This window comes from Actinoplanes sp. NBC_00393 (assembly GCF_036053395.1).
Taxonomy (GTDB): Bacteria; Actinomycetota; Actinomycetes; order Mycobacteriales; family Micromonosporaceae; genus Actinoplanes.
Map to the genome: position 1 here is coordinate 3,244,762 of NZ_CP107942.1, position 25,238 is coordinate 3,269,999.

A 25,238-nucleotide genomic window follows, 5' to 3' on the forward strand; every position below is an offset into this window, starting at 1 on the left:
CCGCGCGGCGCGACGGTCTCACCAGCGGGAGAACCGTAGGTAGTCGAACTCGGCGGTGACCGGCGGCTCGGCGCCGCCGTGCGCGATCAGGCCGATCCGCGCAACGGTGTCCGCGGGCAGCGTCCACACCCCACCCCAGGTCCAGGTACGGCCGTCACGGCTGACCCCGGCCCGGTACTCGTGTTCGCCGCCCGCGTCGACCCGGTGCGCCAGCCGCAGCCAGGTCGTCGTCAGGCCGGGGGTGCCGGCAATGGTCCCGCCGAACGAGGTGCTTCCCGCGAACGGCATCTCCTTGCCGAACTCAACCTGCCGGGTGTTCCAGATCGCCACCGTCGAGAGCCGGGCGAAGTGGTCGTCGTCCAGGTAGGCGATCAGCCCGGCCTGCTGGAAGTTGCGGACCGTGTCCTCACCGAGGTCGAGGCTGATCTTCGTCTCGGCGATCCAGTTCCCGGCGGGTGCGTCGCGCAGCAGCACCCCGGCGTTGTTCGAGTCGCCGGTGAGGTCGGCGCCCTGGACCGGCCAGCGCAGCCGGCCGCCGGACACCGTCACTGCGGCGTCGGGACGCACGAACTGCCACGCCGGGCCGAGACCGGTCGCGGTGAACTCGTCGGAGTGGGCGGGCAGCGACCGGCCGGGCTGCGGCACGGGAACCGGCCGGACCGGGCCGACCCGGCGGCCCGGCGCGGGCTGCGGGGTCTGCGACGCCCAGGCGCCGGCGTTCACGGTGGGCCAGCCGCCGATCCAGTCGAGGCGGTCCAGCAGCATGGGCCGCTCGTTGATGCCGAACGGCTCGTCCAGGTACGGGTCGGCCCGGTCGATGGCGTGGTAAACGAACCAGTCCTGCCCGGCGCGGTCGGTGATCAGGCCGTTGTGGCCGGTGCCGACCCAGCGGTTGCCGTTCGGGGCGATCACCGGGGTGCCGCCGGCCCGCGACACGTTCAGGGACTGGCCGTCGCGGTCCACGAACGGGCCGAGCGGGCTGCGGGAACGTCCCACTGACACGGAGTAGCCGGTGGTCGGTCCGGCGCAGCAGTTCGCCGACGACGCGAACAGGTAGTACCAGCCGGAGCGGCGCACCACGTACGCGCCCTCGAACTTGTTGTCGATCGCCACTCGGGTGGCGTCGCCGACGGTCTGCAGGCCGTCCGGGCTGAGCCGGGACACCCAGATGCCGCCGAAGTAGCTGCCGTAGTACAGGTAGCGGGTGCCGTCCGGGGTGGTCAGCTGCGCCGGGTCGAACGTCCACCACCAGCCGCCGCCGGGTGCGGCGCGCGGCGGCACGGCGGGTTGCGGGGCGAACGTCCACGGGCCGGTGGGGGTGGGTGCGGTGGCCACCCCGATCGCTGAGGCGCCGTCGGGTTCGGTCTCGGTGACCGTCACGTACATGACCCACCGGTTGCCGGTCTTGCGCACGTCGGGCGCCCACAGCGCGGCGGTGGGCCGGGCGTAGGCGGGCAGCTGGCCGGGGCCGAAGGCGTCGCCCACGTACGTCCAGTTGACCAGGTCGCCGGAGCGGGCCATCGGGATCCGGTGCGGCGTGCCTTCGCCTTCGCGCAGCGGGTCCGTGGTGCCGTACGCGTACCAATGACGGTCCTCTCCGGCGATGACCACCGGATCGGCGAAGGTGTCCGCGAAGCTCGCCGACACCGGGTTCTGATAGCGCGCGCCCGGCCGCGCCGCGGCCGGTGACGCAACGGGCAGCAGCAGAGCCGCCGCGAGGACAGCGATGAATCGGCGCATGGTCTATGCCTTTCCGGCCGCAGCGGGAGACACCGCCGTCAATGTAACGCCATGCTCCTTGCGCGTGCGCAGACCTGCGGCCGCCGCCGCCACGGCGAGCAGCACACAGGTGGCGGCGATACTGAGCAGCGGCAGCCAGGGAATGGTCAGCGGCGCCGGCAGGTCGGCGCTGATGGCGCGGCGTACGAGCCACCCGAGCAACACAGTGATCGCCCCACCCAGTAGCAGGCCGGTGCCGCAGGTCAGGACGGCCTGCCAGACGGCGGCCCGCCGCACCTGGATCGGGTCCGCGCCGAGCAGCTGGACCAGCTCCCCCTGCCGGCGCCGCTGGGACGCGCCGATGAGGGTGGCGTTGACGATCGCGATCGCCGCGTACAGCCCGGCCGGCCCCAACAGGATGACCAGGCCGACGTTGTTGCCCTGCCGGGTCTGCTCGCCGGTTGCGTCAATCCAGTCGTCGGCGTCCAGGACGCGGCTGTCGGTGCCGGCCAGGGTGCGCTGCAGGGAGTCGCGGGTGGCGGCGGCGTCAGCACGCGGGATGACGAACACGGTCCCGGTCGCCTTGCCGGCCGCGGCCGGCAGCAGATCGTCGGCGACGACCAGGTCGCCGTACAGATCGGGGGCGTCGGGCAGGACGGCGACGACCCGCAGCCGGACCCGGTCCCCGGCGATCCGGACCGTGAGCTTGTCGCCCAGCCCGGTCCCGGCGTCGCTGACCCAGGTCTCGCTGACCGCGATGGCCCGTCCGTGCAGGTCGTCGAGGCTACCTCGGATCGCCCGCAGGCCCCGGGCGGCGGACGCGGCAGCCGGGTCGACGATCTCGACCTGTTCCCGGCCGCCGGCATCGCTGCGCAGGGAGGCCTCCCGGCGTACGTCGGCTGTCGCGACCGTCTCGTCGGCCGCCGCCGACGCGGCCGCGGCCGGGTTGTCCGCCTCGACGACGAGCGGCGCGTGCAGCTGGGCCCGGTTCAGGGCGGTCGTCCAGTCGGCGGTGAAGCTGAGCGCCAGCAGCAGCGATCCGGCGATGGCCGAGATCGCCAGGACCGGGGCGGCGATCGCGGCGGTGGTGCGCGCGGCGGCACGCACCTCGTCGCGGGCCATCCGCACCGCCACGTCGCGGCCGACGAACGGGCGGGCGAGCAGCGCGGCGAGCCGCGGGATGACGGCCGGGCCGACGCACATCAGGCCGATCACGACCGCTTCGGGCAGCAGGATGGAGGCGAGCACCGCGAACAGTGGTGGCAGGTCGCCGGCGACGGCTACGGCGACGGTCGCTGCGAGGGTGCCGAGGCACAGCGTCGCGATGGCGATCTGGACGATGCTGGGCCGGGTCCGCTCGACCGCGGCTTCGCGCAGGGCGGCGCCGGGGGCGATGCGGGCGGCGCGCCGCGAGGAGCGCCAGACACCGAGCAGGGCGACCGTCGCACCGGTGGAGGCGGCGACCGCCCAGGCGGTCCACGGGCTCGGGGCCTTTAGATCGAGTGTGGTGATCCCGGCGGCCCGGACCAGCCACAGCACGGCCGGGGCCAGTGCCGCGCCGAGCAGACCACCGACCGTGGTGGCTGCGGCGGCCACGACGGTGGCCTCGCCCAGCAGCAGCCGGCGCACCTGCCGGGGTGTGGCGCCGATCAGGCGCAGCAGCCCGAGTTCGCGCCGGCGCCCGGCCACGACGAAGCCGAACGTGCTGCCGACCACGAACAGGGCCATGAACGCGGAGACCGCCGACATCATGCCGAACACCGCGGCCAGGTCGTCGAGTTTGGCCCGCTGGGCGGCGGTGACGCCGGGCTGCCCGGCGGTGGCGTCGACGGAGCCGATGAGGGTCACGGTGATGGCGATCAGGACGACGCCGAACAGCAGCGCGACGAAGGCGCCCAGGTAGCCGCGCCACGAGCTGCGTACCGTCTGCCGGGCCAGGGCCAGCATCGCCGGGGTGGGCATCAGCGCTCCAGCTCGGTCATCGTGGCGGCGATCTGGCCGGCGTCGGCGCGGGCCAGGTGGCCGACGATCTGGCCGTCGGCGAGGAACAGCACACCGTCGGCGTACGCGGCGGCCACCGGGTCGTGCGTCACCATGACGACGCTCTGCCCGCGGTCGGCCAGCGAGCGCAGCAGTTCGAGCACGTCGTGGCCGGTGCGGCGGTCCAGGGCGCCGGTGGGTTCGTCGGCGAACAGGACGTCGGGCCGGCCGTACAGGGCCCGGGCGATCGCGACCCGCTGCTGCTGGCCGCCGGACAGTTCCGTCGGGCGGCGCCCGGCGTGCTCGCCGAGACCGACGTGGGCCAGTGCTTCCAGCACGCTCGCTTTCTCGACCCGGCGCCCGGCCAGGCGGGCCGGCAGCGCGACGTTGTCGAACGCGCTGAGCGCGTCGAGCAGGTTGTAGGACTGGAAGACGAACGCCATCGAGCCGCGCCGGAACCGGGTCAGCGCCATCTCGTTCAGGGTGTCGAGCCGGGTGTCGCCGACGATCACCCGCCCGGCGGTCGGCCGGTCGAGGCCGGCGGCCAGCTGCAGCAGGGTGGATTTGCCGGAGCCGGACGGTCCCATGATCGCGGTGAAGGTGCCGCGCGGGAACACGTGGGTCACGCCGCGCAGCGCCTGCACCGCGCCGGCCCGCGAGCGGTAGGTCCGGGTGAGGCCGTCGAGCGTGACGGCCGCCGAGGATGTCTGATTCATACGATCAGTCCACCGGCAACCGCGGCCGGGCACACGGGCGCGCACGCGACATCGAAGGTAGCGCCTGCGCTACCGCGCGGGGCGCGCCCGCTTCATAGGATGAGGCACGTGAGTCGGTTCCCGGACGCCTGGACGGCCGTGCGGGGACGCCCGACACGGTTCCTGCTGTCAGCGTGGCCGTGGCGCGCACTGGCCTATGTGGCCAGCACGGTGCCGATCGGCCTGGCCTGGCTGATCCTGCTGCTGGTGATGCTCGCGGTGGGTGGCGCCACCGTCATCGTGGTCGCCGGGCTGTTCGTGCTCGCCGGCATCCCGGTCCTCGCCCGCCTGGCCGCCGCCAGTGAACGGCGACGGCTCCGGCTGATCTTCCCCGGGCGGCCGGCTCACCAGCCGCCCGATCCGCAGCCGGGCCGCGTGTCCTGGCCGGAGACCGGCGTCACGGTCCTGCTGGCGACCGTGTTCTGGCTGGTGGACGCCGCGTTGCTGCTGCTTCTTCTGACGGTTCCGGGCGCGCTGCTGCTCGCTCCGGTGCTGGTCCGGCGCGACCGGCTCGACCTCGCTGGGTGGCGTGTCGACACCAGCGGCGAGGCGTGGATGGCGGCAGGCGCCGGACTCGTCGCGCTCATCCTGCTGGCGTACGCGATCACCGTGCTCGCCTGCGGCCAGGCGGCCCTGGTCCGGCACCTGCTGGACCCGCCCGAGGCCCGGCTCGCCGAAGCCGTCCAGCAGCTGCGCCGATCCCGCAGCGGCCTGGTCGACGCATTCGAGACCGAACGGCGCCGCATCGAACGCGACCTGCACGACGGGGTCCAGCAGCGCCTCGTCGCGTTGACCATGACCCTGGGCAGCGCCGAACTCGACCTGCCCGACGGTCCCGGCCTCGACCTGGTCCGCGAGGCCCACCAGCAGGCCGAGCAGGCCCTCGCCGACCTGCGCACCACGATCCGGGGCATCCACCCGCAGGTGCTGACCGACCACGGTCTCGCCGCGGCCGTGCACGAGATCGCCGGGCGCTTCCCCGTCCCGGTCCACCTCGATCTCGCCCTCCACGGGCGGCTGCCGCCCGCGATCGAGGCCGCGGCCTACTTCTTCATCAGCGAGAACCTGACCAACGTGGCCCGTCACGCCGGGGCCCGGTCGGCGCAGGTCCACGCGTGGACCGAGGAGCACGCCCTGATCGTCTCCGTGGTCGACGACGGCAGCGGCGGCGCCGACCCGCAGGCCGGCACCGGTCTGGCCGGGCTGCGGGCCCGGCTCGACGCCCTCGACGGCGAACTGCACATCGCCAGCCCGGCAGGCGGCCCGACCCAGGTGAGGATGACGTGCCCGATCAACTGAAGGCGCTGCGCATCGTGGTCGCCGAGGACGCCGCCCTGCTGCGCGAGGGCCTGGTGCGCATCCTGGAACGCGCCGGGCATGACGTGGTCGCGGCTGTCGCCGACGCGAAGGAGTTGCTGACGTACGCCGGCAACGTGCGCCCCGACCTCGTGGTCACCGACATCCGGATGCCGCCCACCCACACCGACGAAGGCCTGCGGGCGGCGGCGACCATCCGGGCCGCGCATCCCGGCGTCGCGATCATGCTGCTGTCCGCCTACGTCGCCGACGCCTACGTCGGTGAGCTGCTCGAGTCCACCCCGGGCGGCGGCATCGGCTACCTGCTCAAGGACCGGGTCGGGCACGTCCGCGACTTCCTCGACAGCATCGACCGGGTCGCTGCGGGCGGCACGGTCATCGACGCCGAGGTGGTGCGCCACCTGGTCGGCCGCCGGCACGCGGACGGCCCGCTCGCCGCCCTCACCGACCGGGAGCGTGAGGTTCTCGCGCTGATGGCCGAGGGCCACACCAACAACGGGATCGCCGGAGAGCTGTTCGTCAGCGAGGCGGCGGTACGCAAGCACATCGGCAACATCTTCGCCAAGCTGCCGCTGGACCCGGCCTCGGATCGCCGCGTCTCGGCCGTGCTCACCTATCTGCGCGGCTGACTCACCGAAACTTGCCGAAACCGTTTTCGTACGCCATCGTGAGCGCATTGATTGACAGAAATCAATGGCTGACCCCGGAAGGAGACGAGATGCTCCCACGATGGCGCCGTACCCCGGTGGTCGCGGCCGCACTGGCCGCCACCCTTACCGGTACGGCACTCACCGGCATGACCACCGCACAGGCCGCCGCGTCCGGCTGCCGGGTCACCTACACCGTCGGCAGCCAGTGGGGCGGCGGCTTCAACGCCGAAGTCGCCGTCACCAACCTCGGCGACGCGCTCACCGGCTGGACCCTGCGGTGGTCGTTCACCGCCGGCCAGGTGGTGACCCAGGCCTGGAACGCCGCCGCCACCCAGAGCGGCGCCGCGGTCACCGCGGTCAACGCCGCCTGGAACGGCAACCTGTCGACCAACGGCACCACGACATTCGGCTTCAACGCCTCCTGGAACAACTCCAGCAACCCGGCGCCGACCGGCTTCACCCTCAACGGCGTCGCCTGCACCGGCGCCACCACACCGGGACCCACCGCCTCGCCGACGGCCACGCCCACCACCGCGCCGCAGACACCACCGCAGCGGACCGTACGCGCCTACTGGCTGCGGCCGACCGACGTGCCCTACGACCAGCGCTACGTCGACGGCATCGCGACTGTGATGCGCGAGGCCCAGCGCTACTACCGGCAGGAACTCGGCAAGACGTTCACCCTCAACAACCCGGTCGTCGAGGTCGTCAACGGCGACCACCCCCGATCCTGGTACGAGAACACCCCCAACGGCGGCGAGTGTTATTGGTGGGTCGTCTTCAACATGCAGCAGGAGCTGCTGCGCAAACTCGCCCTGCGCGCGCCGGACAGCCGCTGGATCAACGTCGGCGAGATCAGCGCCGAGGCGCCGTGCTCCGGCGGCGGGGGCGGCGGCGGCTGGGTGATCCTCAGTGGCCACGACGCGGACGGCGCCGCCGGGATCAACGGCCCGATGAACCGCTGGTACGGCGGGATGGTCCACGAGCTCGGCCACGCTTTCGGGCTGCCCGACTCGACGTCGACCGACGGCACCCCGATGTCCGCGTCCTTCTACAACTATCCGAACACGCACTTCAGCCAGGCCCAGAAGGACCGGATCCTCAACGGCCCGTACGGGAGCTTCCTGTCGTGATCGCGAAACGCCGCCGGTACTCCGATGGCGTGGTGTCGAACGCTGCGGCGAACGCCTGCCGCAGCGTGACCGTGCTGCCGAACCCGCAGGCGGCGGCGACCTGATCGATCGACAGGTCGGTCGACTCCAGCAGGCGGCGGGCCTCGTCCAGGCGCTGCTGGCGGACCCAGGCGGCCGGGGTGACGCCGGTGGACGCCTGGAACGCGCGGATGAAGGTGCGCCGGCTCAGGTGCGCGACGCCGGCCAGCCGTTCGACGGTGAGGTCGTCGGCGAGGTGCCGCAGCGCCCATTCCAGCACCCCGGCGATCGGGTCGTCGGCGGAGTGCGGCGGCAGCGGGCGTTCGATGTACTGCGCCTGCCCGCCCTCACGGTGCGGGGCGACCACCAGGGAGCGGGCCACCCGGTTGGCGGCTGCCGCGCCGAGCCGGCCGCGGACCAGGTGCAGGCAGGCGTCGATCGCCGACGCCGTCCCGGCGGAGGTGAGCACGTCGCCGTGGTCGATATAGAGCACCGAGGCGTCCAGGTCGACGTCGGGATGCCGGGCGGCGAGCATGTCGACGGCCTGCCAGTGCGTGACCGCCGTACGCCGTGCCAGCAGGCCCGTGTCCGCGACGGCGACGGCGCCGAGGCACAGCCCGGCCACCGTCGCGCCGCGGCCGTGCGCCGCGGTCAGGGTTCGCCGCAGCGCCGGGCCGGCGGCACGGCCGTCCTCGAACCAGGACGGCACCACGACGATGTCGGCGTCCTCTGCCGCTTCCAGGCCGCGCACCTCGCCGAGCGTGTAGCCCTCCGCGGTGCGGATCGAACCGGCGCGCTCGGCGAACAACACCGTCTGCCAGTCACCCAGGCCCTGCCGGGCGACCTCGTCGAAGACGAGCTGCGGCACGGACAGGTGGAACATCGTGATGCCGTCGAAGGCGTAGACGGCGATGCGCAGTGTTGGCACGATTCCATCGTAACGATGCACACGTGCCAATGGCCTGGGCGGTGTCCCGGGCACAGACTTGGAGGCGGCCGTTACGAGTTGAAGGAGCAAAGATCATGACCACGCCCCGGCGCGCACTCATCCTCGTCGACGTGCAGCAGGTGTATTTCGGCGGCCCGCTGGAGATCCAGTACCCGCCGCACGCCGCCTCGCTGCCGCAGATCACCCGCGCCATCGACGCGGCCACCGCGGCGGGTGTTCCGGTCGTCGCGGTGCAGCACACGATGGGCGACGACGCTCCCCTGTTCAATCCCACCCAGCCCGACTTCCAGCTGCACCCCGAGGTGGAGAGCCGCCGCACGCCCGAGTGGAAGTCCGTGGTCAAGCAGTACGGCACGGTGTTCGCCGGCACCGACCTGCTCGCCTGGCTGCGCGAACACGAGATCGACACCATCACCCTGGTCGGCTACATGACCAACAACTGTGTGCTGGCCTCGGCCGCCGAGGCGGAGACCCACGGGCTGACCGCCGAGGTCCTCTCCGACGCCACCGGCGCGATCAACGTCGCCAACGACGCCGGCTTCGTCGACGCCAAGACGCTCCACACCACGCTGATGGCGCTGTTCAACTCCAACTTCGCCGCCGTCGCCGACACGGCGACCTGGTCGGCTGCGGCCTCCGCCGGGCAGCCGCTGCCCAAGCCCGACCTGGGCGCCTCCGCGGTGACCGGCGCACAGCGGGCCGGGTCATAGTCTGGCGGTCATGGCCATCGACCTGACCGCCCTGCGGGCGGACTTTCCCGCTCTCGACCACGGCCTCGCGTTCTTCGACGGGCCGGGTGGGACGCAGACTCCCCGCCCGGTCGCCGAGGCCATCGCCGCGACGCTGACCGCTCCGCTGTCCAACCGCGGGGCGGTCAGCACGTCCGAGCTCAACGCGGAACGCGCGGTCGCGCACTTCCGGTCCGCCTACGCGGACCTGCTCAACGTGCCTGCCGCCGGTGTGGTGCACGGCCGCAGCGCGACGCAGCTGACGTACGACTTCTCCCGGCACCTGGCCAAGACCTGGCGGCCGGGCGACGAGATCGTCCTGAGCCGTCTCGATCACGATTGCAACGTGCGCCCCTGGATCCAGGCGGCCGCGCGTGCCGAGGTCACGGTCCGCTGGATCGAGATCGACAGCAAGAGCACCGAGCTGGACCTTGATTCGTACGCCGAAGCGCTCACTTCCCGCACCCGGCTGGTCGCGGTCACGGCCGCCTCGAACGTGCTGGGCACCAAGCCACCGGTGCGCCGGATCGCCGATCTGGCGCACGAGTGCGGCGCCCTGGTCTACGTGGACGGCGTGCACTACGCCGCCCATGACCTGGTGGACGTGCCGGCGATGGGCGCCGACCTGTTCGTCTGCTCCCCTTACAAGTTCCTCGGCCCGCACTGCGGTGTGCTCGCGGCGGCGCCGGAACTTCTGGAGACCATCGAGCCGGACAAGCTGTTGCCGTCGTCCAACGCGGTGCCGGAGCGCTTCGAGTTCGGCACCCTGCCGTACGAGATGCTGGCGGGCGCGACCGCCGCCGTGGACTACCTGGCGGCGATGGATCCCAGCGCGCGGGGCACCCGCCGGGAGCGGCTCGCGCATTCGCTGGGCTCGCTGCACGAGCACGAGAAGGCGCTGCGCGCGCGGATGGAGGACGGTCTGCGCGCGCTCGGTGACGCCGTGGTCCTGCATTCGCAGGCCGCCGACCGCACGCCGACGCTGCTGATGACCCTGGAGGGCCGCGACGCGCGCGAGGCCCAGCAGCACCTGGCCGCCCGCGACGTGCTGGCCCCGGCCGGGTCGTTCTACGCCTACGAGCCGTTCGCCGCGCTGCAGCTGACCGACCCGGCGCTGCGGGCCGGCCTGGCGCCCTACAACTCCGCCGGGGACGTGGACCGGTTCCTCGACGGGCTCGCCGCCTTCCTCGGCTAACGGGGCCCGACGAAGCCGCGGAGCACCGCGGTGAGCGCGGCGGTCAGGTCGGCGCGGTTGGCGTCGGTGCCCGGCGGCGGCGCGGTGCGCGCGCCGGCGCCGGCCAGCCGGTCGAACAGCAGGCCGTCGATGCAGGCGACGAGGTGGCGGCCGGCCTGCTGCGCATCGGGTACGCCGGCGGCCGCGAGCATCGCCGTCGACTGCGCTCGGGACGCGTCGCCGTACGCCAGAATGGTCCTGATCTCCGGATGGTGGGTCGCCTCCAGCAGGCAGGCGTAGCGCGCGAGGGTGCGGTTGCGGCCCACGCTCATCCATCCGTCGAGCACGCGGGCGATCGTCGCGGCCATCGCCTCGAGGTCGGTGATCACCGGGACGGGATCGCCGGCGTCGCCGGGCAGTTGTCCCGCCTGCAGGTCCAGCCGGTCGAGGTCGGCGATGCGGCGCACCACCGCTTCGATCAGCGACTTGCGGGTCCGGAAGTAGGCGGAGGTCGTGCCCTCCGGCAAGGCAGCGCGACGGTCGACGGCGCGGTGCGTCAGACCGCGCATGCCCTCCTCGGCGAGGACGTCGATCGCGGCGTCGGTCAGCAGGGCGAACCGGTCGGCCGGCATGGTGGCATCACCTCTTTCTACATCTGTAGTATGGCTTCTACATCTGTAGAAGGAGTGAGTGATGGCATCCAGTGCAGTGGTGATCGGCGGCGGCATCGGCGGTCTCGGCGCCGCGATCGGGCTGAGCCAGGCCGGCTGGCAGGTGACGGTCCTGGAGCGGGCACCCGAGTTCCGGCCGGTCGGCGCCGGTGTGGTGCTGCAGGCCAACGGCCTGCGCTGCCTCGACGCGCTCGGCGTCGGCGCGGCCGTGCGCCACGACGGCTGCCCCGACCGGTCCGGCGGCACGCGTACCGCGGACGGGCGGTGGCTGGCCCGCGTCGAGGCCGGCCGGCTTGAGGAGACGCTCGGAACCCCGGCGTACGGGATCCACCGCGCCGCCCTGCACAACATTCTGCTGGACGCCCTGCCCGGCGACGTGACGGTTCGCACCGGCGCGCAGGTCACGAGCGTCACCGCCGACGGCCAGGTCAACTGGCAGGGACCGGACGGGCCCGCCCGGCTCGACGCCGACCTGGTGGTCGGCGCGGACGGCATCCGCAGCACCGTACGCAAGCAGTTGTGGCCCGACGCCGCCGACCCGGTGCACGTCGGGGTGACCGCGTGGCGCGGCATCGCACCGGAGTGGCCGGACGACCTGGTCGTCGCGATCACCTGGGACCGCGGCGCCGAGTTCGGCATCGTCCCGCTGCCCGACGGCCGCGTCTACTGGTACGGCTGCGTCAACGCCGCCCCCGGCACCGCGCCGGCGGAGCTCGACCCCCGGTTCGCCAGCTGGCACGACCCGATCCCGGCGCTGGTCGCCGCGACACCCACGGTGCTGCGCGACGAGCTCATGTGCCTCGACGAGCCGCTGCCGACCTACGTCAACGGGCGGGTCGTCCTGCTCGGCGACGCCGCCCACGCCATGACCCCGAACCTGGGCCAGGGCGCCAACCAGGCGCTCGAGGACGCCGTCGTCCTCGCCGCGGTCGCCGCCGATCCGGACGGGCTGGCCGCCTACGACCGGCAACGCCGCCCGCGCAGCCAGCAGGTCGCGAAAGCGTCGCGGATGATCGGGCGATTCGGCCAGCAGCTGACGAACCCCCTCGCTGTGGCGTCGCGCAACACCCTGATCCGGCTGACCCCGCCGCGCCTGGCGCTGCGGTCGATGGCCCGCTACGCCGACTGGCGCCCGGTAGCTCGGTAAGATCCGGCATCCGCCGGATTGGAGCGCCGTGAGACGTACGCTGCCTCTGCTTCTCCTGCTCGCCCTGGTGGTCGGCGGCGGCTGGCTGGCCCTCGGTGCCGGTCACGACCTGCGCCGCGAGCACGTCACCTCGGCCGGGGTCCCGCTGCAGCAGGTGCATCCGGCGGCGAGCGGGCGTCATCCGGGTGTCGTGGTCGCGCACGGCTTCTCCGGGTCTGCGAAGCTGATGGCCTCGTTCGGTGACACCCTGGCGGCCCGTGGCTATGTGGTGGTTCTGCTGGATTTCACCGGCCACGGCGCCAACCCGCGACCGTTGCCGGACGAGGCGGCGGGCACGGCCAGTTCCACCGCGGCTCTGCAGCAGGACCTGGATGTGGCGATGGCGCATCTGCGGTCGCTGCCGGACGTCGACCCGGCCCGCGTCGCCCTGGTCGGGCATTCGATGGGCGCCGGCGCCGTCACCCGGTATGCGGCCGCTCACCCCGAGGTGACCGCCACCGTGGCGATCTCTCTGCCGGACTCGTCGGTCGCCACCGCCGAAGGCCCGGCCCGGCTGCTCACCATGGTGGGCGCTCTGGAGTTCCCCGACTTCCACGCGGCGGCCACCAGCGCCGCCGGCCAGCGCGGCGACCGCGCGGTGCATGTCGTGCCCGGCACGGAACACATCAGCGTCCTGTATGCGCCGGAGACCCACCGGGAGACGGTCGCCTGGCTCGACCGGGCGTTCGGCGGGCCGCGCGACGACGCTGCGATGCCGTTCCCCGGGCGGCGCCTGGCCGGCTCGGCGCTGCTGGTGCTGGCGTTCCTGATCGGCTTCGTTCCCTTGGCGGCCGTGCTGGCCGGCGGTGGCAGCCCGTGGCCGCGTTTCGCACGGCCGTCGTGGGCGGCGACGATCCGGATCGCGGCGGTGACGGCAGCGGCGGCGGTCGTCGCGGCGGTGACGGCCCGGTTCCTGCCGACGACCGTGCTGCCGATGGCGATCGCCGGCTACGTCGTCTGTTATGCGGTGGTCACCGGGGCGCTGCTTCTCGCGTACGCCTCCCGGCAGCCCGCGCCCACGCCCGTGACCAGCCGCCCCCGCCTGCTGCTGGCCGTGCCCTACGCGGTGGCGTCGATCGCCGTGCCGGTGCATCTGGGGCTGACGCACGCCCAGCCGGTCGGCGACCGCTGGTGGATCCTGCTGATCGTCTGGGCGGCCTTCGCCCTGCTGGCGTACGCCACCGAACGCGTCACCGGCGGCGTCACGCTGCATCTGCTGCTGGTCGCCGCGATCTTCGTGATCGTCCTGGCGGCTGCCGCGATCACCGGGCTGACCTTCGGCTTCGTGACGCTGGTGCTGGTCCCGCTGATCGGTCTGCTGCTCTGGCAGGCGGTGTGGAGCGCCGTCCTCAACCGTCTCGCCGTGGCCCCGTGGCTGATCGCGGCGACCGGTTCCGTCATCGTGGCCTGGCCACTGGCGGTCACACTCCCCCTCGCCGGACACTGAATGCTGCACGATTCTCGGACCCCGGCCGTTTGACCGAGAATGGTCGGCAGGCATTCCGTTGCGGCCGATTGGGGACCTCGCGAGGCATTGACATCGGTGTTATACCGGTTATTGGCTCGCTGGCCTCACCGACGGGGGAAGGATGTGCCGGTCATGCCGAAACGAACGACAAGCGCTGCACTGCTTCTGACAATGATCGCCACCTGCCTGGCGGTCCTGGCGGCACCTGGCCCCGCGCAGGCGGCCACGGTTTTCGCCCTGAAGAACTACAAGTCGAAGCTTTATCTGCAGCCCGACAGCAATTTCAACAACGGCACCCTGATCAAGCAGGAGCGCCCGCAGGCCGGCGGCTTCCAGGAATGGGTGTGGGTGGCGGACGGTGCCTACGACAGCCTGATGTCGAACCTGGGACGCAGGAACATCGGCATCGACCGGGGCAGCACGCAACCGTTCCGATTCGCGATCCTCGCCAACCCCAGCCCTGCGTACAACCAGGACTGGAAGGTCACCAAGCACGGCACCCTCTACGAGTTGAAGAACCGCAACAGCAACCTCTGCCTCGGCATCAACGGAGCGAGCACCGCCCCCGGCGCGGTCGCGATTCAGGCTCCCTGCGACAACCTGGCGAACCAGCGCTGGGAGATAGTCCCCTGGTAGAAGACGCTTCACGCGGGCCCGCCTGGCGTCGATGACCGGTAGCGTGGGGGCGGGGCATTAGAGTCGCCGGGCATGGGACTTCTCACCTTCAGCCTCAACGTCACCCTTGATGGTTGCGTCGACCATCAGGAGGGGATCGCCGACGACGAGACGCACGCCTTCTTCACCCGCCTCATGGACGAGGCCGGAGCCATGCTGTGGGGTCGCGTCACCTACGAGCTGATGGAGGACTCCTGGCCGGCCATCGCCCGCGGCGACCAGGAGGCGCCGCCGGCCTTACGCGAGTGGGCGGGCAAGCTGGAGGCCAAACCCAAGTACGTGGTGTCGTCGACGCGGAAGGACTTCGCGTGGAACAACAGCCACCACATCGCCGGGGACCTGCGCGAGGGCGTGCAGAAGCTCAAGGACGCGACCCCGGCCGGGGTCCTGCTCGGCAGCGGCAAGCTCGCGACCGAGCTCGACCGGCTGGACCTGATCGACGAGTACCGGCTGCTCGTCCATCCCCGGATCGCCGGCCACGGGCCGACGCTGTACCAGGACGGGCTGCCCAGCACGCGCAAGCTCGAGCTGATCTCGGCGGACCCGCTGCGCAACGGCGCGGTGGCCATGCACTACCGCCGCGCGCGCTGAAGCCTGGGCCCCGTTTCCACGACCGAAGCCGGCGGGCGGATCGATCAGCCGGGACGAGGCAGACTCACCTACGAGAGATGCGCTGCCTCTCGTGGTGCGCGCGCTACGGTTTGCTCATCGAGACGGCCACACTCGAAGATCCGCAGTGATCAGTCCGGTTCTGAACAGTACGAGGAGACACCGATGACCGACGCTCCTGGCGACGCCGATCCCGCCGCCGACGCCGAGACGGATTCCGAGGAACAACCGCAGCCCTTCCAGAACCGGGCGGCACGCCGGGCCAAGGGCAAGTCGACCGCCAAGCACACCGAAGGTGCCGCGCCCCATCTCCATGGCCGTTCCGGCACGGTGCAAGGCCCGCGCTCCTACGGCAACCGTCGAAGCGGCTGACCTTCGGCAAACCGCGCCGGCTCCGCTGCCGGGAGAACAGTCCACCGCGGCGGACCGGCGTCAGTCAGGCAGGGCGTGGGCGACCGGGTGGCGCGGCTCGTACAGGCCGAGCTGTCCACCGCCGGGCAGCCTGATGCCGGTGAGCAGGCCCCAGCCCTGGTCAGTGGCCGGCCCGGTGAACTCAACCCCGCGCCCGCCGAGCTCGGCCATGGTCGCGGCCAGGTCGTCACACATCAGGTAGAACTCGTACGTCGGCGTCCCGTCGGTCGGATGCACCGCCAGTTCGCCGGGTGGCGCCTTGAAGATGAGCCAGCCGCCGCCCGCGTCGACATGCGGGTACCCCAGCACGTTCCGGAAGAAGGCCCGGTCGGCCTCGGCGTCGCGGCTGTACAGAATCACGTGCGCACCGTTGATCACACGCCGATCGTAGTCCAGACGGACATCACGATCACCGTCGGTGACGGTTCAGCGTCCGCTCGGCTGGTGGGCGGAGGCACAGGTGGGTAGGTCCGGTGAGGCGTTGGCCCGGCGGCACTCCGACGGCACGGGCATGGCGTTGCGCGACGATGGTTGCGAAGGCGACCGCCGCGAGGGCGAGCAGTGTGAGCCGAGCTGTGTTTGAGCGTTCAGCCTCTACGGGCCGGGCCGTCTGCCTCGGCGGCGCTCGCCGATCTCCCAGGCGAGGACGTACTGCCGGATCATGCGGGCCACTTCCTCCGGTGTGCCGAAGGTGAGGATCAGGTGCTGACCGGGGTCTCCGTGGGGAGCCTCCCGCACCGTGTGGACGATGCCGTTCATCCGGGCCTCGTCGGTACCCAGCCACACGGTGGCCTTTACCCGATCCCCAGCGGCCAGTGACAGCGGCTGATCGACCCAGCAGCGCAGACCACTCTCGCTGATGTCCAACAGCACACCTTCGGCCGGCTGCCCGGCCATGTCGGCGTCCAGGCGCACCAACGCGCCGGCCCCGCCGCGCACGTACTGCCGCCGGTTGTCGTGCCGTGCAGGCGCCGTAGGCACGAGCGTCCACCGGTACGGTGCCTCGTCCGACACCGCGATCAACCTGCACGGCAGCATCACGCGTGTGCGCGGTGGTGCCCAGAAGATTTCGAACTCCTGGCCCGGCTCGAGTACTGCGGGACCGGAGGTCTCCAGCGGGGCGGCAACGGTGAACGCGTCACCGTCGACGGTCTCCAGTCGCGAGCGGAAGTTCACGCCCTCACCCAGCACCAGAAAGACGGGCGTGCCCTGCTCCGGCAACTCGACCGCCGCGCTACCGCCGGCCGATCCGGAGACGGACGCAGGACCCGCCGCAACGTTGCTCATCAGTACCTCCGTGGCTGCCCTTCACGGCAGGATCAGACACCTACCCCATCGGCACGTCTCGGGCGATCGTGAGCCGCCGCGATCACACTCGATGCGGATCCGCGTCGCCGCCCACCTCGGCTGGGGCCGGTACATCGTGGGCCGGGTGGTGGCGGGATCTGCACAGACCGGCGTGCACAGCCGTCATCCCGTCTGTTGCGGCACGGTGACTCAGGTACAACCCGCCACGACCGACCAGTCTTTTGGAAGGTCGCCACCAGGACCCGTGCCGACGAAAGGCAGCGATGAGCGAGAACGCCGCCGGGACCGATGTACCGGTCGCCACGAAGACGCCGTCTTATCAGCTGGAGCGGCCGACGTTGGCGACCGCTCGAGCCGCTCTGCGGTCCTTCTACGGGCCGCATACGGATGACGTCTGGCGCACGCTGATCTTCAGCGCGGGGCTGAGCGGCGACGAGACCGACCCGGCATCGTTGCGCCGGCTGCTCGCCGCCATGCAGGGGGCGGCGCCGCTGATCCAGTTATGTGGCCGGGGCCTCGCGATCCGCTTGGCGGCCCACGAGCGTCTCGCAAGTCCGCAGCACTGAACGGGGGACCGCATGAACAGCGGGGAAGAAACCGAGAGCCGGGACGCGGATCGCTTGGCGGTCATGGCCGGCATCGACCTGGACAACGTCGAGCTCCGCGGCCGGCTGGATGCTATCACTGCACGAACTGCCGCACGGCTCGGCCAGCCGGTCAGCCTTGTGAGCATGGTGCTGGACACCGCACAGTTCTTTCCGGGGTCGCACGGCCTGGACGGTTGGTTGGCGGACCTGCACGGTACACCGGCCGAGTGGTCGTTCTGCGCCACCGCCGTACGGACGGGAACGGCCTATGTCGTCCCAGACGCCACGTCGGACGAGCACCAGGCGAGCAACCCGCTGGTGACCGTCGACGGGGTACGCAGCTACGCCGGCGTCCCCATCGTGGTCGATGGGCAGATTCTGGGCGCCCACTGTGTGCTGGGCTTTCAGGAGCAAACGTTCAGCGAGGCGGATCTGGCCGAGTTGCGCCGCAGCGCGCAAGAGATCGGGGCCGTCCTCGAGGCATACCGCTTGGCGCCATGGCCGACTGCTCCCTAGGAGAAGCTGTGCCGACGAGTCGTCGAGCCAGGCACCGCAGCGTCGGCCCGACCGGCCACGGCCCGCCAAAGCCGACGAGGCACGAACAGCAAGCCAAGGCAGGTCACGTATCGCAGCGGCCGGCCTGGTCGAGCAGTTCCTGCAGCATCAGGCCGCGGCGCACGTCCAGCGCATGCGGCACGCCGGATCGCACGGCGGCGGCGAACTCGGCGCGCAGCACCGGCCAGCACGCGCCGTGGTCGACCGTGCCGAAGTCGAGGGCCAGCGTGCCGGCCGGACCGAACAGCTCGATCCCGGCCCGCGACGACGGCAGCCCCACCGCGCCGGACAGCGACATCTGGCTGACCGCTCCGCCGCGGTGCCGGCAGGTCAGTTCGATCCAGCGGCGGCTGTCGCCGGCCGCACGCACCTGCTCGATCGGCCCGAGGGCGGCGTCGGCGAGGTCCAGCAGGTGCGGGCCGAGGTCGTAGAGGGCGCCCAGGGTGAGGCGCCAGCCGGTGGCCATCGCGCCGCCCAGGAAGGCGCCGTGCAGGTAGTGGGTCCGGGCGCCGGCCGCGGCGAAGCCGGCAGCCTCGGCCAGGAATTCCCGGGTACGGGGGTGGTAGCGCTTGGTCAGCACGAGCTGGGTGACCACGCCGTGTTCGGCGACGGTGTCGGCGAGCCTCCGCGCCGCGCCGAGGTCGAGCCCGATCGGCTTCTCCAGCAGCAGGGCCTTGCCGGCCCGGGCAGCGAGGGGCGCGAGGTTGGCCTGCACATCCGGCGGCACGGCGAAGGCGACCGCTTCGCAGCGATCGAGCAGTTCGGGGTACGAGCGAGCAGCATGGGCGCCGAGCCGGCCGGCCAACTGTGCGGCGGCGTCGGCACGGCGCGCCCAGACGGCGGTGAGCCGGGTCTGCGGGCCGGCGGCGAGCACCGGTGCGTGCATGGTGGCCGCCCACGGTCCGGCGCCGACCAGCCCGACCGCGACCGCCTCCGATTCCATACCGGACATAGTGCACGAAAGGCCGGCCTGAGAGGGCGAAAGCTCAGCAGGTCACCGGTACCAGCCGGGCGAGTTCGGCGTCCACGGCGGCCGGCGCATACACCTGATCGACGACCATCGCGTACCCACCGACCACCGCGGACTGCGCGCCCAGCAGGCTCGCGCTGACGTTCAGGTGGCGCGTCGAGCGCGGCAGCGCACTCTGGTACAGCACCTCGCGGACCCCGGTGACGAAGTGGATGTCGGCGAGGTCGCCGGCGATGACCAGGACCGCGGGGTTCACCATGCAGACCACCGTGGACAGCACCTCGCCGACCAGCTTGCCCGCGGTACGCGCCAGGTGCACCGCCTCGGCATGCCCCGACCGGATCCGCTGGACGAGCTCAGCTCCCGAGGAGGTCGGCGTGCCCGAGGCAGTGAGCCGCTGCGCCAGCGCCAAACCACTGGCCACCGCCGCCAGGCAGCCGTAGAGCCCGCACTCGCACCGGGCCTCACGATGCTCGTACAGCCGGATATGGCCGATGTCGCCGGCCCCGCCGTCGATGCCGCGATAGACCTGCCCGTCGATGACCACGCCCGCACTGATCCCGGTCGCCACTTTCACCAGGACCAGCGCCGGACAGTCCGGGTAGTGGACCGACTGCTCCCCCAGCGCCATCAGGTTGGCGTCGTTGTCCACGTAGACCGGTCGATGCCAGGTCCGGCGCAACCGTTCGGCGATCGGGTAGCCGTCCCAGCCCGGCATGATCGGCGGCTGGGTGACCATGCCGTGCTCGAACTCGACCGGGCCGGGCACGCCGACGCCGATGCCGCGGACCTGGTCGGCGTCCCACCCGGTGCGGGCCAGCACCCGGCGGAACGCGCCGTCGATCCAGCCCAGCACCGCCTCCGGCCCGGTACCTATCTTGATCGGTTCGTGTTCCTCGGCCAGGGGCCGCCCGGCGAGGTCCACGACCGCGGCCCGGGCGTGGTTGCCGCCCAGGTCGGCCACCAGCACGACGCCGTGCCCGGTGTCGAACTCCAGCAGTTCGGCCGGCCGGCCACCGGTCGAGCCCTCGACCCCGCCGGCGCGCAGGTAGCCGGCCGCCCGCAGCACGTCGATGCGCTGCGTCATGGTCGAGCGGGACAGGCCGGTGTAGCTCTGCAGCTCGCCGCGGGTACGGGCGCGCCCGGTGCGCACCAGCCACAGCAAGTGCCCTGCCGAGTTCTGGTTCAGCACCCGCCGTCAGCCGTTCGATCCGCAGCGACATCCATGCTGCGTAGCCTAAGCAGCGGCGATGCGCCGGGGGACGCAGCCGCGCGGTCACGACCACGTCCAAAACATGGGATCGCCACCGGCTTCACCCTCAGGTGCGGCACTAATGCCCGACCGCCGGACATAAGTCGGCCGGTTGGTCGCCGTAACTTCTCGCGTTTTGGCCCGCGGGTGCCGCTAATGCGATGAAATGTCTGAGTGTCCCTGACAGTGCAGATCACGTCACCGCACCACGTCGAGGTGATCGACCAGCCGGCCCCGGAGCTGCGTCCCGGGCAGGTGCGTGTGCGTACCAGCTTCTCCGGCATCTCGGCCGGCACCGAACTGACCGCCTATCGCGGCTCCAACCCGTACCTGAACAGGTCCTGGGATCCCGACCAGCGGCTGTTCGTCGACGACACCACCGGCGTCGGCTACCCGCTGGCCGGGCTCGGCTACTCCGAGGTCGGCCAGGTCGTCGAGGTCGCCCCGGACGTCGCCGACGACCCCAACCTGCCGCCGGTCGGCGCGCAGGTGTGGGGCATCTGGGGCCACCGCAGCGAGGCCGTGCTGCCCGCCGAGAAGCTGCGCGGGTGCATGGTCCCGGCCGGGCTCGCCCCGATCGCGGCGACCTTCGCCCGGGTCGGCGCGGTCGCGCTCAACGCGGTCCTGGCCGCCGACGTGCACCTCGGCGAAACCGTCGCCGTGTTCGGGCAGGGCGTGCTGGGACTGCTCACCACCCGGCTCGTGCGGCTCAACGGCGGCACGGTCGTCGCGGTCGACGCGGTGCCCGGCCGCCTGGAGAAGGCCTTGGAGTACGGCGCGGACATCGTCCTGGACGCCCGCGACGGCACCGTCGCCACGCAGATCCGCAAGTTCACCGACGGTCGCGGCGCCGACGTGGCGATCGAGATCAGCGGCTCGTACCCGGCCTTGCACGAGGCGATCCGCTCGGTGGCGGTCAACGGCCGGGTGGTGGCGTCCGGCTTCTATCAGGGCGACGGGATGGGACTGCGCCTCGGCGACGAGTTCCACCACAACCGGGTCGGCCTGATCTGCTCGCAGATCGGCGGAGTGCCACCCGCCGTCGCCGGACGCTGGGACCAGATCCGGCTCAACCAGACGTTCCTGCGGCTCGCCACCGACCAGCAGATCGATCCCGCCGGGCTCATCACCCACGTCATTCCGGTGCGCGAGGCGGCGGCCGCGTACGACATGCTCGACCGCAGTCCCCACGAAGCTCTCCAGGTGGTGTTGACATTCTGATGATCAAGATTTCGTGTCAGGAGCAGATGCTGCCCGGGCAGACGTTGCAGGAGAAGTTCGCGTTCGCCCGCGACGCCGGCTATGACGGCATCGAGCTGCGTGCCCGCGGTGATTTCGCGTTCCGGGAGCGGCTGCCGGAGCTGCGCCGGGCGGCGGGCGACGGTGTGGTGATGCCGTCGGTGTGCGTCGACATGTCGCATTTCTTCGGCGCCTTCGATCCGGAGTTGCGCCGCGACGCCATCGCCCAGCTCAAGTCGCAGCTGACGGTGATGGCCGAGGTGGGCGGGCCGGGCGCGGTGGTCTGCACGCCGGCGTCGTGGGGGATGTTCTCGCGGCGGCTGCCGCCGTTCGAGCCGCCGCGCAGCGAGCAGGAGGACCGGGCGGTGCTGCTGGACGGCCTCGCCGAGCTGGGTGAGCACGCCGAGCGCGAAGGCGCGATTCTCGCGCTGGAGCCGCTGAACCGGTACGAGGACCACATGGTGAACCGGCTGGAGCAGGCGGTCGAGCTGATCGATGCGGTGGGACTGCCGTCGGTGCGGGTGCTGGCCGACACTTACCACATGAACATCGAGGAGGATGAGCCCACGTCGGCGCTGGTCCGGGCCGCCGCGCACCTGGGTCATGTGCAGGTCAGCGACTCCAACCGGTTGCAGCCCGGGGCGGGGCACCTGGACTGGTCGGCGCTGCTGGGCACCCTCGACGCGGTCGGTTACCGGGGGTGGCTGGCGCTGGAGTGCCGGCTGCGGGGCGAACCAGCAACCGCTGTCGCCGGGGTTCCCGGCTTTCTGCGCCGCCACGACGTCAGTGTGCTGGTGTGAACGCCGGCCTGGACCGGGCCGCGCGGCGGGTCCTGATCGCGAACTGGCGGCGGCACGCCACGGTGCCGGCCGCCCGGCTGTACCCGCATCAGTGGAGCTGGGACTCGGCGTTCATCGCCATCGGGCTGCGGCACCTGTCCCCCGCCCGCGCCCAGCGCGAGCTGGAGTCACTGTTCGGGGCGCAGTGGCGTGACGGACGCGTACCCCACATCGTTTTTGATCCGCACGTGCCGGCTGACGCCTACTTTCCGGGCCCGTCCTTCTGGCGCTCGGGGTCGGTGCCGCAGGCGCCGGGGGTGCCGACCTCCGGCATCATGCAGCCGCCGGCGCACGCCCTGGCGGCCTGGCTGACCTACCGGGCCGACCCGGCGGCGGCCCGCGACCGCGGCTTTCTGCCGCGCCTCTATCCGCGGCTGGTGGCCTGGCACCGCTACCTGGCCACCCGGCGGGATCTGACCGGCAGCGGGCTGATGTGCGTCGTGCATCCGTGGGAGTCCGGGATGGACAACAGCCCAGCCTGGGACGTGCCGCTGTCGCGCATCGAGCCGGTGCCGGCCGGCGAGTTCACCCGCCGCGACCTCAACCATGCGGCGGCCGCGGACCGGCCGACCGACACCGATTACGGCCGATATGTACGTCTGGCGCGCGACTACCGCGACGCCGGTTACGCCGATTCGCTGGCGGGGCACGCCTTCGCGGTGGAGGACCCGCTGTGCAACGCGCTGCTGGCCGCCGGCGAGCACGCGCTCGCGGCGATGGCCACCGAACTCGGCAAGGACCCCGACCCGCACCTTGCGGCCGCGGCCCGGCTCACCGAGGCCATGGCCGCCACCCTGTACGACCCGTCGGCCGGCATCTTCTTCCCGCGCGACGCGCACACCGGCTCGCACCTGCGGTCGTATTCGATCGGCGGTCTGCTGCCGCTGGTGGTGCCGGGTTTGCCGGTCGCCACCGAACTGGTCAAGACGGCGCTGGGCGACCGGTTCCGGCTCGGCGAGGCGAGCCCGCTGCCGTCGTACGACCTGACCGCCGCCGACCACGACCCCGGCCGTTACTGGCGCGGGCCCGGGTGGGTCAACACCAGCTGGCTGTTCTGGCACGGCCTGCGGCTGCACGGTGAGCCGTCGCTCGCCGACGACCTGCGGGACCGCCTGCTCGAGCGGGTGCGCGACGCCGGTTTCCGGGAGTACTTCGATCCGCTGACCGGCGCCGGGCACGGCACCGACGAGTTCAGCTGGACGGCGGCGCTGGTCCTCGACCTGCTGCGGACCCCGTGAGCGGCCGCACGGTCGTCGCCGGCACCACCTGCCTGCTCGTCGGCGACGACGCGGATCTCACCGGTTTCTTCGTCGACGACTGCCGTCACCTGTCCCGGTTGGAGCTGCGCGTGCCGGGGCCGGCGCTGCGGGTGCTGCGCAGTGACCCCGAGTCGACGGTGTACGTGCCGGACAGCGGCCGGCACGCCGACCCGCCGTGGGCGATGGTCCGGCGCCGCGAGGTGCGGCCCGGCCGGCTGGTCGAGTCGCTGGAGCTGACCAGCTTCGTGGCCGGGCCGCAGACCGTCGAGGTGGGCTACGCGGTGGCGGCGGACTTCGCCGACCAGTTCGAGCTGCGCTCGGCGGGCAGCTTCGACAAGTCCGACGCGGTCCGTGGTGCCGAGGTGAACGCGGGCCGGGTGCTCTACTCGTACACCCGGCGGGGTTTCTCCCGCGCAAACACCCTCGAGGCGGCGCCGGCCGCCGAGCTCAGCCCCGACGGCGTCCGCTGGTCGGTGATCCTGCCGCCGCAGCAGTCGGTGACGTTGCAGGTCACGGTGTCGGTGTCGCCGGCAGCCGCCGAGGCGGCCGTTGGCGGCAGCATGCCCACGGTGGCCCGCGACGACCTGGCCCGATGCGTACGCCAGGGGCTCGCTGACCTCGATGCGCTGTGCATGCCGGCGCCGGGCGTGCCCGGGGCGATCGTGCCGGCCGCCGGCGCGCCCTGGTTCCTCACCGTCTTCGGCCGCGACAGCCTGCTGACCTCGCTGTTCGCGCTGCAGCACCGGCCGGAACTGGCCGCCGGCACGCTGCAGGTGCTGGCCGCCACCCAGGGCCGGGTCACCGACGAGTCCCGGGTGGAGGAACCCGGCAAGATCATCCACGAGACGCGGCGGGGTGAGCTCGCGATCTCCGGCGAGGTGCCGTACGCCCGCTACTACGGCTCGGTCGACGCGACCCCGCTGTTCCTCATGCTGCTCGACGTCTACCACCAGGTGACCGGCGACGACCGGCTGGCGCGGCAGCTGGAGCCGGCGGCGCGGGCCGCGGCCGGCTGGATGCTCGGCCCGGGCGGTCTCACCGGCGGCTATCTGCGCTACCGCACCGACCTGCCGGGCCTGGTGCATCACTGCTGGAAGGACTCGGCCGACTCGATGGTGTTCCGCGACGGCACGCCGGCCGCCGGGCCGATCGCGGTCGCTGAGGCTCAGGGGTACGCGTACCGCGCGCTTGTCGGCACCGCCCGGCTCGCCACCGCGGTGTGGTCCGACCCGGCCTGGTCCGCGAGGCTCACCGCCACCGCGGCCGAGCTGCGCGACCGGTTCGCCGCCGACTTCCGCCTGCCCGACGGGTTCGTCGCGCTCGCCCTCGACGCGAACGGCTCCGCCCTCGACGCGCCGGCCTCCAACGCCGGGCACGTGCTGTGGTGCGGGCTGCTCGACGGCGACTGGGCGGACACAGTGGCGTCGCGGCTCGCCGGCGACGAGTTCTTCTCCGGCTGGGGTGTGCGGACCTTGGCGGCCGGGCAGGTCCCGTACCACCCGCTGTCCTACCACCGGGGCGGCGTGTGGCCGCACGACACGGCGATCACGGTGGCCGGCCTGGCCGCCGCCGGGCACTCCGACGAGGCGGCGCGGATCGCCGACGGCCTGATCGCCGCAGCGTCCTACACGGGCGGCCGGCTGCCCGAGCTGATGACCGGCCTGGCCCGCGAACCGGGACACGGCCCGGTACCGTACCCGCATTCCTGCTCGCCGCAGGCGTGGGCCGCCGCTGCTCCCCTGCTGCTGCTCCAGGCCAGAATCGGAGGCTGGGCCTGAGCAGCATG

Annotated in this window: 25 protein-coding genes; 16 read left to right on the forward strand and 9 right to left on the reverse strand. The window is 72.2% G+C overall.

Features of this window, described 5'->3' with window-relative positions; all coding sequences use genetic code 11:
- Positions 1 to 18: 18 nt before the first annotated feature.
- From OHA21_RS15280 to OHA21_RS15290, 3 genes are read right to left on the reverse strand one after another with little or no spacing between them, the layout of a single operon-like run.
- Complete coding sequence (locus tag OHA21_RS15280) at positions 19 to 1,740, reverse strand: family 43 glycosylhydrolase (RefSeq protein WP_328474479.1); 1,722 nt, start codon at positions 1,738 to 1,740, stop codon at positions 19 to 21.
- A gap of 3 nt (positions 1,741 to 1,743) precedes the next feature.
- On the reverse strand, positions 1,744 to 3,681 hold the full coding sequence (locus OHA21_RS15285; RefSeq protein ID WP_328474481.1) for an FtsX-like permease family protein: 1,938 nt from the start codon (positions 3,679 to 3,681) through the stop codon (positions 1,744 to 1,746).
- Positions 3,681 to 4,415 carry an ABC transporter ATP-binding protein gene (locus tag OHA21_RS15290; RefSeq protein ID WP_328474483.1) on the reverse strand — a complete coding sequence of 245 codons (735 nt, stop codon included), beginning with the start codon at positions 4,413 to 4,415 and terminating at the stop codon, positions 3,681 to 3,683. Before OHA21_RS15290 ends, OHA21_RS15285 begins: the two co-directional genes overlap by 1 nt.
- Positions 4,416 to 4,523: 108 nt before the next feature.
- On the opposite strand from OHA21_RS15290, the gene OHA21_RS15295 reads away from it, so the two are divergent.
- From OHA21_RS15295 to OHA21_RS15305, 3 genes are all read left to right on the forward strand, one after another.
- On the forward strand, positions 4,524 to 5,753 hold the full coding sequence (locus tag OHA21_RS15295; protein WP_328474485.1) for a sensor histidine kinase: 1,230 nt from the start codon (positions 4,524 to 4,526) through the stop codon (positions 5,751 to 5,753).
- A gap of 5 nt (positions 5,754 to 5,758) precedes the next feature.
- Positions 5,759 to 6,400 (forward strand): response regulator transcription factor, encoded by a 642-nt coding sequence (locus OHA21_RS15300; RefSeq protein WP_328478422.1) that lies wholly within the window; start codon positions 5,759 to 5,761, stop codon positions 6,398 to 6,400.
- A gap of 89 nt (positions 6,401 to 6,489) precedes the next feature.
- Positions 6,490 to 7,554, forward strand: a complete 1,065-nt coding sequence (locus tag OHA21_RS15305) for a cellulose-binding domain-containing protein (RefSeq protein ID WP_328474487.1) — start codon at positions 6,490 to 6,492, stop codon at positions 7,552 to 7,554.
- Here OHA21_RS15305 and OHA21_RS15310 read toward each other — a convergent pair.
- Entirely contained in the window at positions 7,523 to 8,500 is a 978-nt protein-coding gene (locus tag OHA21_RS15310) for a GlxA family transcriptional regulator (RefSeq protein WP_328474489.1), read from the reverse strand. The genes OHA21_RS15305 and OHA21_RS15310 overlap by 32 nt on opposite strands.
- A gap of 95 nt (positions 8,501 to 8,595) precedes the next feature.
- Here OHA21_RS15310 and OHA21_RS15315 point away from each other — a divergent pair, with 95 nt between their 5' ends.
- On the forward strand, positions 8,596 to 9,231 hold the full coding sequence (locus OHA21_RS15315; protein ID WP_328474491.1) for an isochorismatase family protein: 636 nt from the start codon (positions 8,596 to 8,598) through the stop codon (positions 9,229 to 9,231).
- A gap of 10 nt (positions 9,232 to 9,241) precedes the next feature.
- Positions 9,242 to 10,444 (forward strand): cysteine desulfurase-like protein, encoded by a 1,203-nt coding sequence (locus OHA21_RS15320; RefSeq protein ID WP_328474493.1) that lies wholly within the window; start codon positions 9,242 to 9,244, stop codon positions 10,442 to 10,444.
- On the opposite strand, the gene OHA21_RS15325 is transcribed toward OHA21_RS15320, so the two are convergent.
- Entirely contained in the window at positions 10,441 to 11,055 is a 615-nt protein-coding gene (locus OHA21_RS15325; RefSeq protein ID WP_328474495.1) for a TetR/AcrR family transcriptional regulator, read from the reverse strand. The two genes, OHA21_RS15320 and OHA21_RS15325, sit on opposite strands and share 4 nt — an antisense overlap.
- A 61-nt stretch (positions 11,056 to 11,116) precedes the next feature.
- Here OHA21_RS15325 and OHA21_RS15330 point away from each other — a divergent pair, with 61 nt between their 5' ends.
- The 5 genes from OHA21_RS15330 (at position 11,117) to OHA21_RS15350 (ending at position 15,404) form a co-directional block, all read left to right on the forward strand.
- Positions 11,117 to 12,241: an FAD-dependent monooxygenase gene (locus tag OHA21_RS15330; RefSeq protein WP_328474497.1), complete on the forward strand. Its 1,125-nt coding sequence runs from the start codon at positions 11,117 to 11,119 to the stop codon at positions 12,239 to 12,241.
- 28 nt (positions 12,242 to 12,269) lie between these two features.
- On the forward strand, positions 12,270 to 13,727 hold the full coding sequence (locus OHA21_RS15335; protein WP_328474499.1) for an alpha/beta fold hydrolase: 1,458 nt from the start codon (positions 12,270 to 12,272) through the stop codon (positions 13,725 to 13,727).
- 153 nt (positions 13,728 to 13,880) lie between these two features.
- A complete protein-coding gene (locus tag OHA21_RS15340; protein ID WP_328478424.1) occupies positions 13,881 to 14,384 on the forward strand; it encodes an RICIN domain-containing protein in 504 nt (167 codons plus the stop codon).
- 72 nt (positions 14,385 to 14,456) lie between these two features.
- Positions 14,457 to 15,014, forward strand: a complete 558-nt coding sequence (locus tag OHA21_RS15345) for a dihydrofolate reductase family protein (RefSeq protein WP_328474501.1) — start codon at positions 14,457 to 14,459, stop codon at positions 15,012 to 15,014.
- A 183-nt stretch (positions 15,015 to 15,197) separates the two neighbouring features.
- The gene (locus OHA21_RS15350) at positions 15,198 to 15,404 is read left to right on the forward strand and encodes a hypothetical protein (RefSeq protein ID WP_328474503.1); all 207 of its coding nucleotides are present in this window, start codon (positions 15,198 to 15,200) and stop codon (positions 15,402 to 15,404) included.
- Positions 15,405 to 15,464: 60 nt separating this feature from the next.
- On the opposite strand, the gene OHA21_RS15355 is transcribed toward OHA21_RS15350, so the two are convergent.
- Together OHA21_RS15355 and OHA21_RS15360 are read right to left on the reverse strand one after the other, a co-directional pair.
- Complete coding sequence (locus OHA21_RS15355) at positions 15,465 to 15,821, reverse strand: VOC family protein (protein WP_328474505.1); 357 nt, start codon at positions 15,819 to 15,821, stop codon at positions 15,465 to 15,467.
- A 216-nt stretch (positions 15,822 to 16,037) separates the two neighbouring features.
- A complete protein-coding gene (locus OHA21_RS15360; protein ID WP_328474507.1) occupies positions 16,038 to 16,730 on the reverse strand; it encodes a PilZ domain-containing protein in 693 nt (230 codons plus the stop codon).
- 284 nt (positions 16,731 to 17,014) lie between these two features.
- Between OHA21_RS15360 and OHA21_RS15365 the strand changes: the two genes are divergently transcribed.
- A complete protein-coding gene (locus OHA21_RS15365; protein WP_328474509.1) occupies positions 17,015 to 17,317 on the forward strand; it encodes a hypothetical protein in 303 nt (100 codons plus the stop codon).
- Positions 17,318 to 17,380: 63 nt separating this feature from the next.
- On the forward strand, positions 17,381 to 17,854 hold the full coding sequence (locus OHA21_RS15370) for a GAF domain-containing protein (RefSeq protein ID WP_328474511.1): 474 nt from the start codon (positions 17,381 to 17,383) through the stop codon (positions 17,852 to 17,854).
- Between the two features lie 103 nt (positions 17,855 to 17,957).
- Here the strand turns inward: OHA21_RS15370 and OHA21_RS15375 are convergent, their stop codons facing one another.
- Together OHA21_RS15375 and OHA21_RS15380 are read right to left on the reverse strand one after the other, a co-directional pair.
- Entirely contained in the window at positions 17,958 to 18,836 is an 879-nt protein-coding gene (locus OHA21_RS15375) for a Gfo/Idh/MocA family protein (RefSeq protein WP_328474513.1), read from the reverse strand.
- A gap of 43 nt (positions 18,837 to 18,879) precedes the next feature.
- Complete coding sequence (locus tag OHA21_RS15380; protein ID WP_328474515.1) at positions 18,880 to 20,028, reverse strand: ROK family protein; 1,149 nt, start codon at positions 20,026 to 20,028, stop codon at positions 18,880 to 18,882.
- A 261-nt stretch (positions 20,029 to 20,289) separates the two neighbouring features.
- On the opposite strand from OHA21_RS15380, the gene OHA21_RS15385 reads away from it, so the two are divergent.
- Genes OHA21_RS15385 through OHA21_RS15400 form a run of 4 tightly spaced genes read left to right on the forward strand, consistent with a single transcriptional unit; the run spans position 20,290 to position 25,230 of the window.
- Positions 20,290 to 21,336 (forward strand): zinc-binding dehydrogenase, encoded by a 1,047-nt coding sequence (locus OHA21_RS15385; RefSeq protein ID WP_328474517.1) that lies wholly within the window; start codon positions 20,290 to 20,292, stop codon positions 21,334 to 21,336.
- The gene (locus tag OHA21_RS15390; RefSeq protein WP_328474519.1) at positions 21,336 to 22,154 is read left to right on the forward strand and encodes a sugar phosphate isomerase/epimerase family protein; all 819 of its coding nucleotides are present in this window, start codon (positions 21,336 to 21,338) and stop codon (positions 22,152 to 22,154) included. The genes OHA21_RS15385 and OHA21_RS15390 overlap by 1 nt, the downstream gene beginning before the upstream one ends.
- On the forward strand, positions 22,151 to 23,431 hold the full coding sequence (locus OHA21_RS15395; RefSeq protein WP_328474521.1) for an MGH1-like glycoside hydrolase domain-containing protein: 1,281 nt from the start codon (positions 22,151 to 22,153) through the stop codon (positions 23,429 to 23,431). Before OHA21_RS15390 ends, OHA21_RS15395 begins: the two co-directional genes overlap by 4 nt.
- A complete protein-coding gene (locus tag OHA21_RS15400) occupies positions 23,428 to 25,230 on the forward strand; it encodes a glycogen debranching N-terminal domain-containing protein (protein WP_328474523.1) in 1,803 nt (600 codons plus the stop codon). The genes OHA21_RS15395 and OHA21_RS15400 overlap by 4 nt, the downstream gene beginning before the upstream one ends.
- The last annotated feature ends 8 nt before the right edge of the window (positions 25,231 to 25,238 follow it).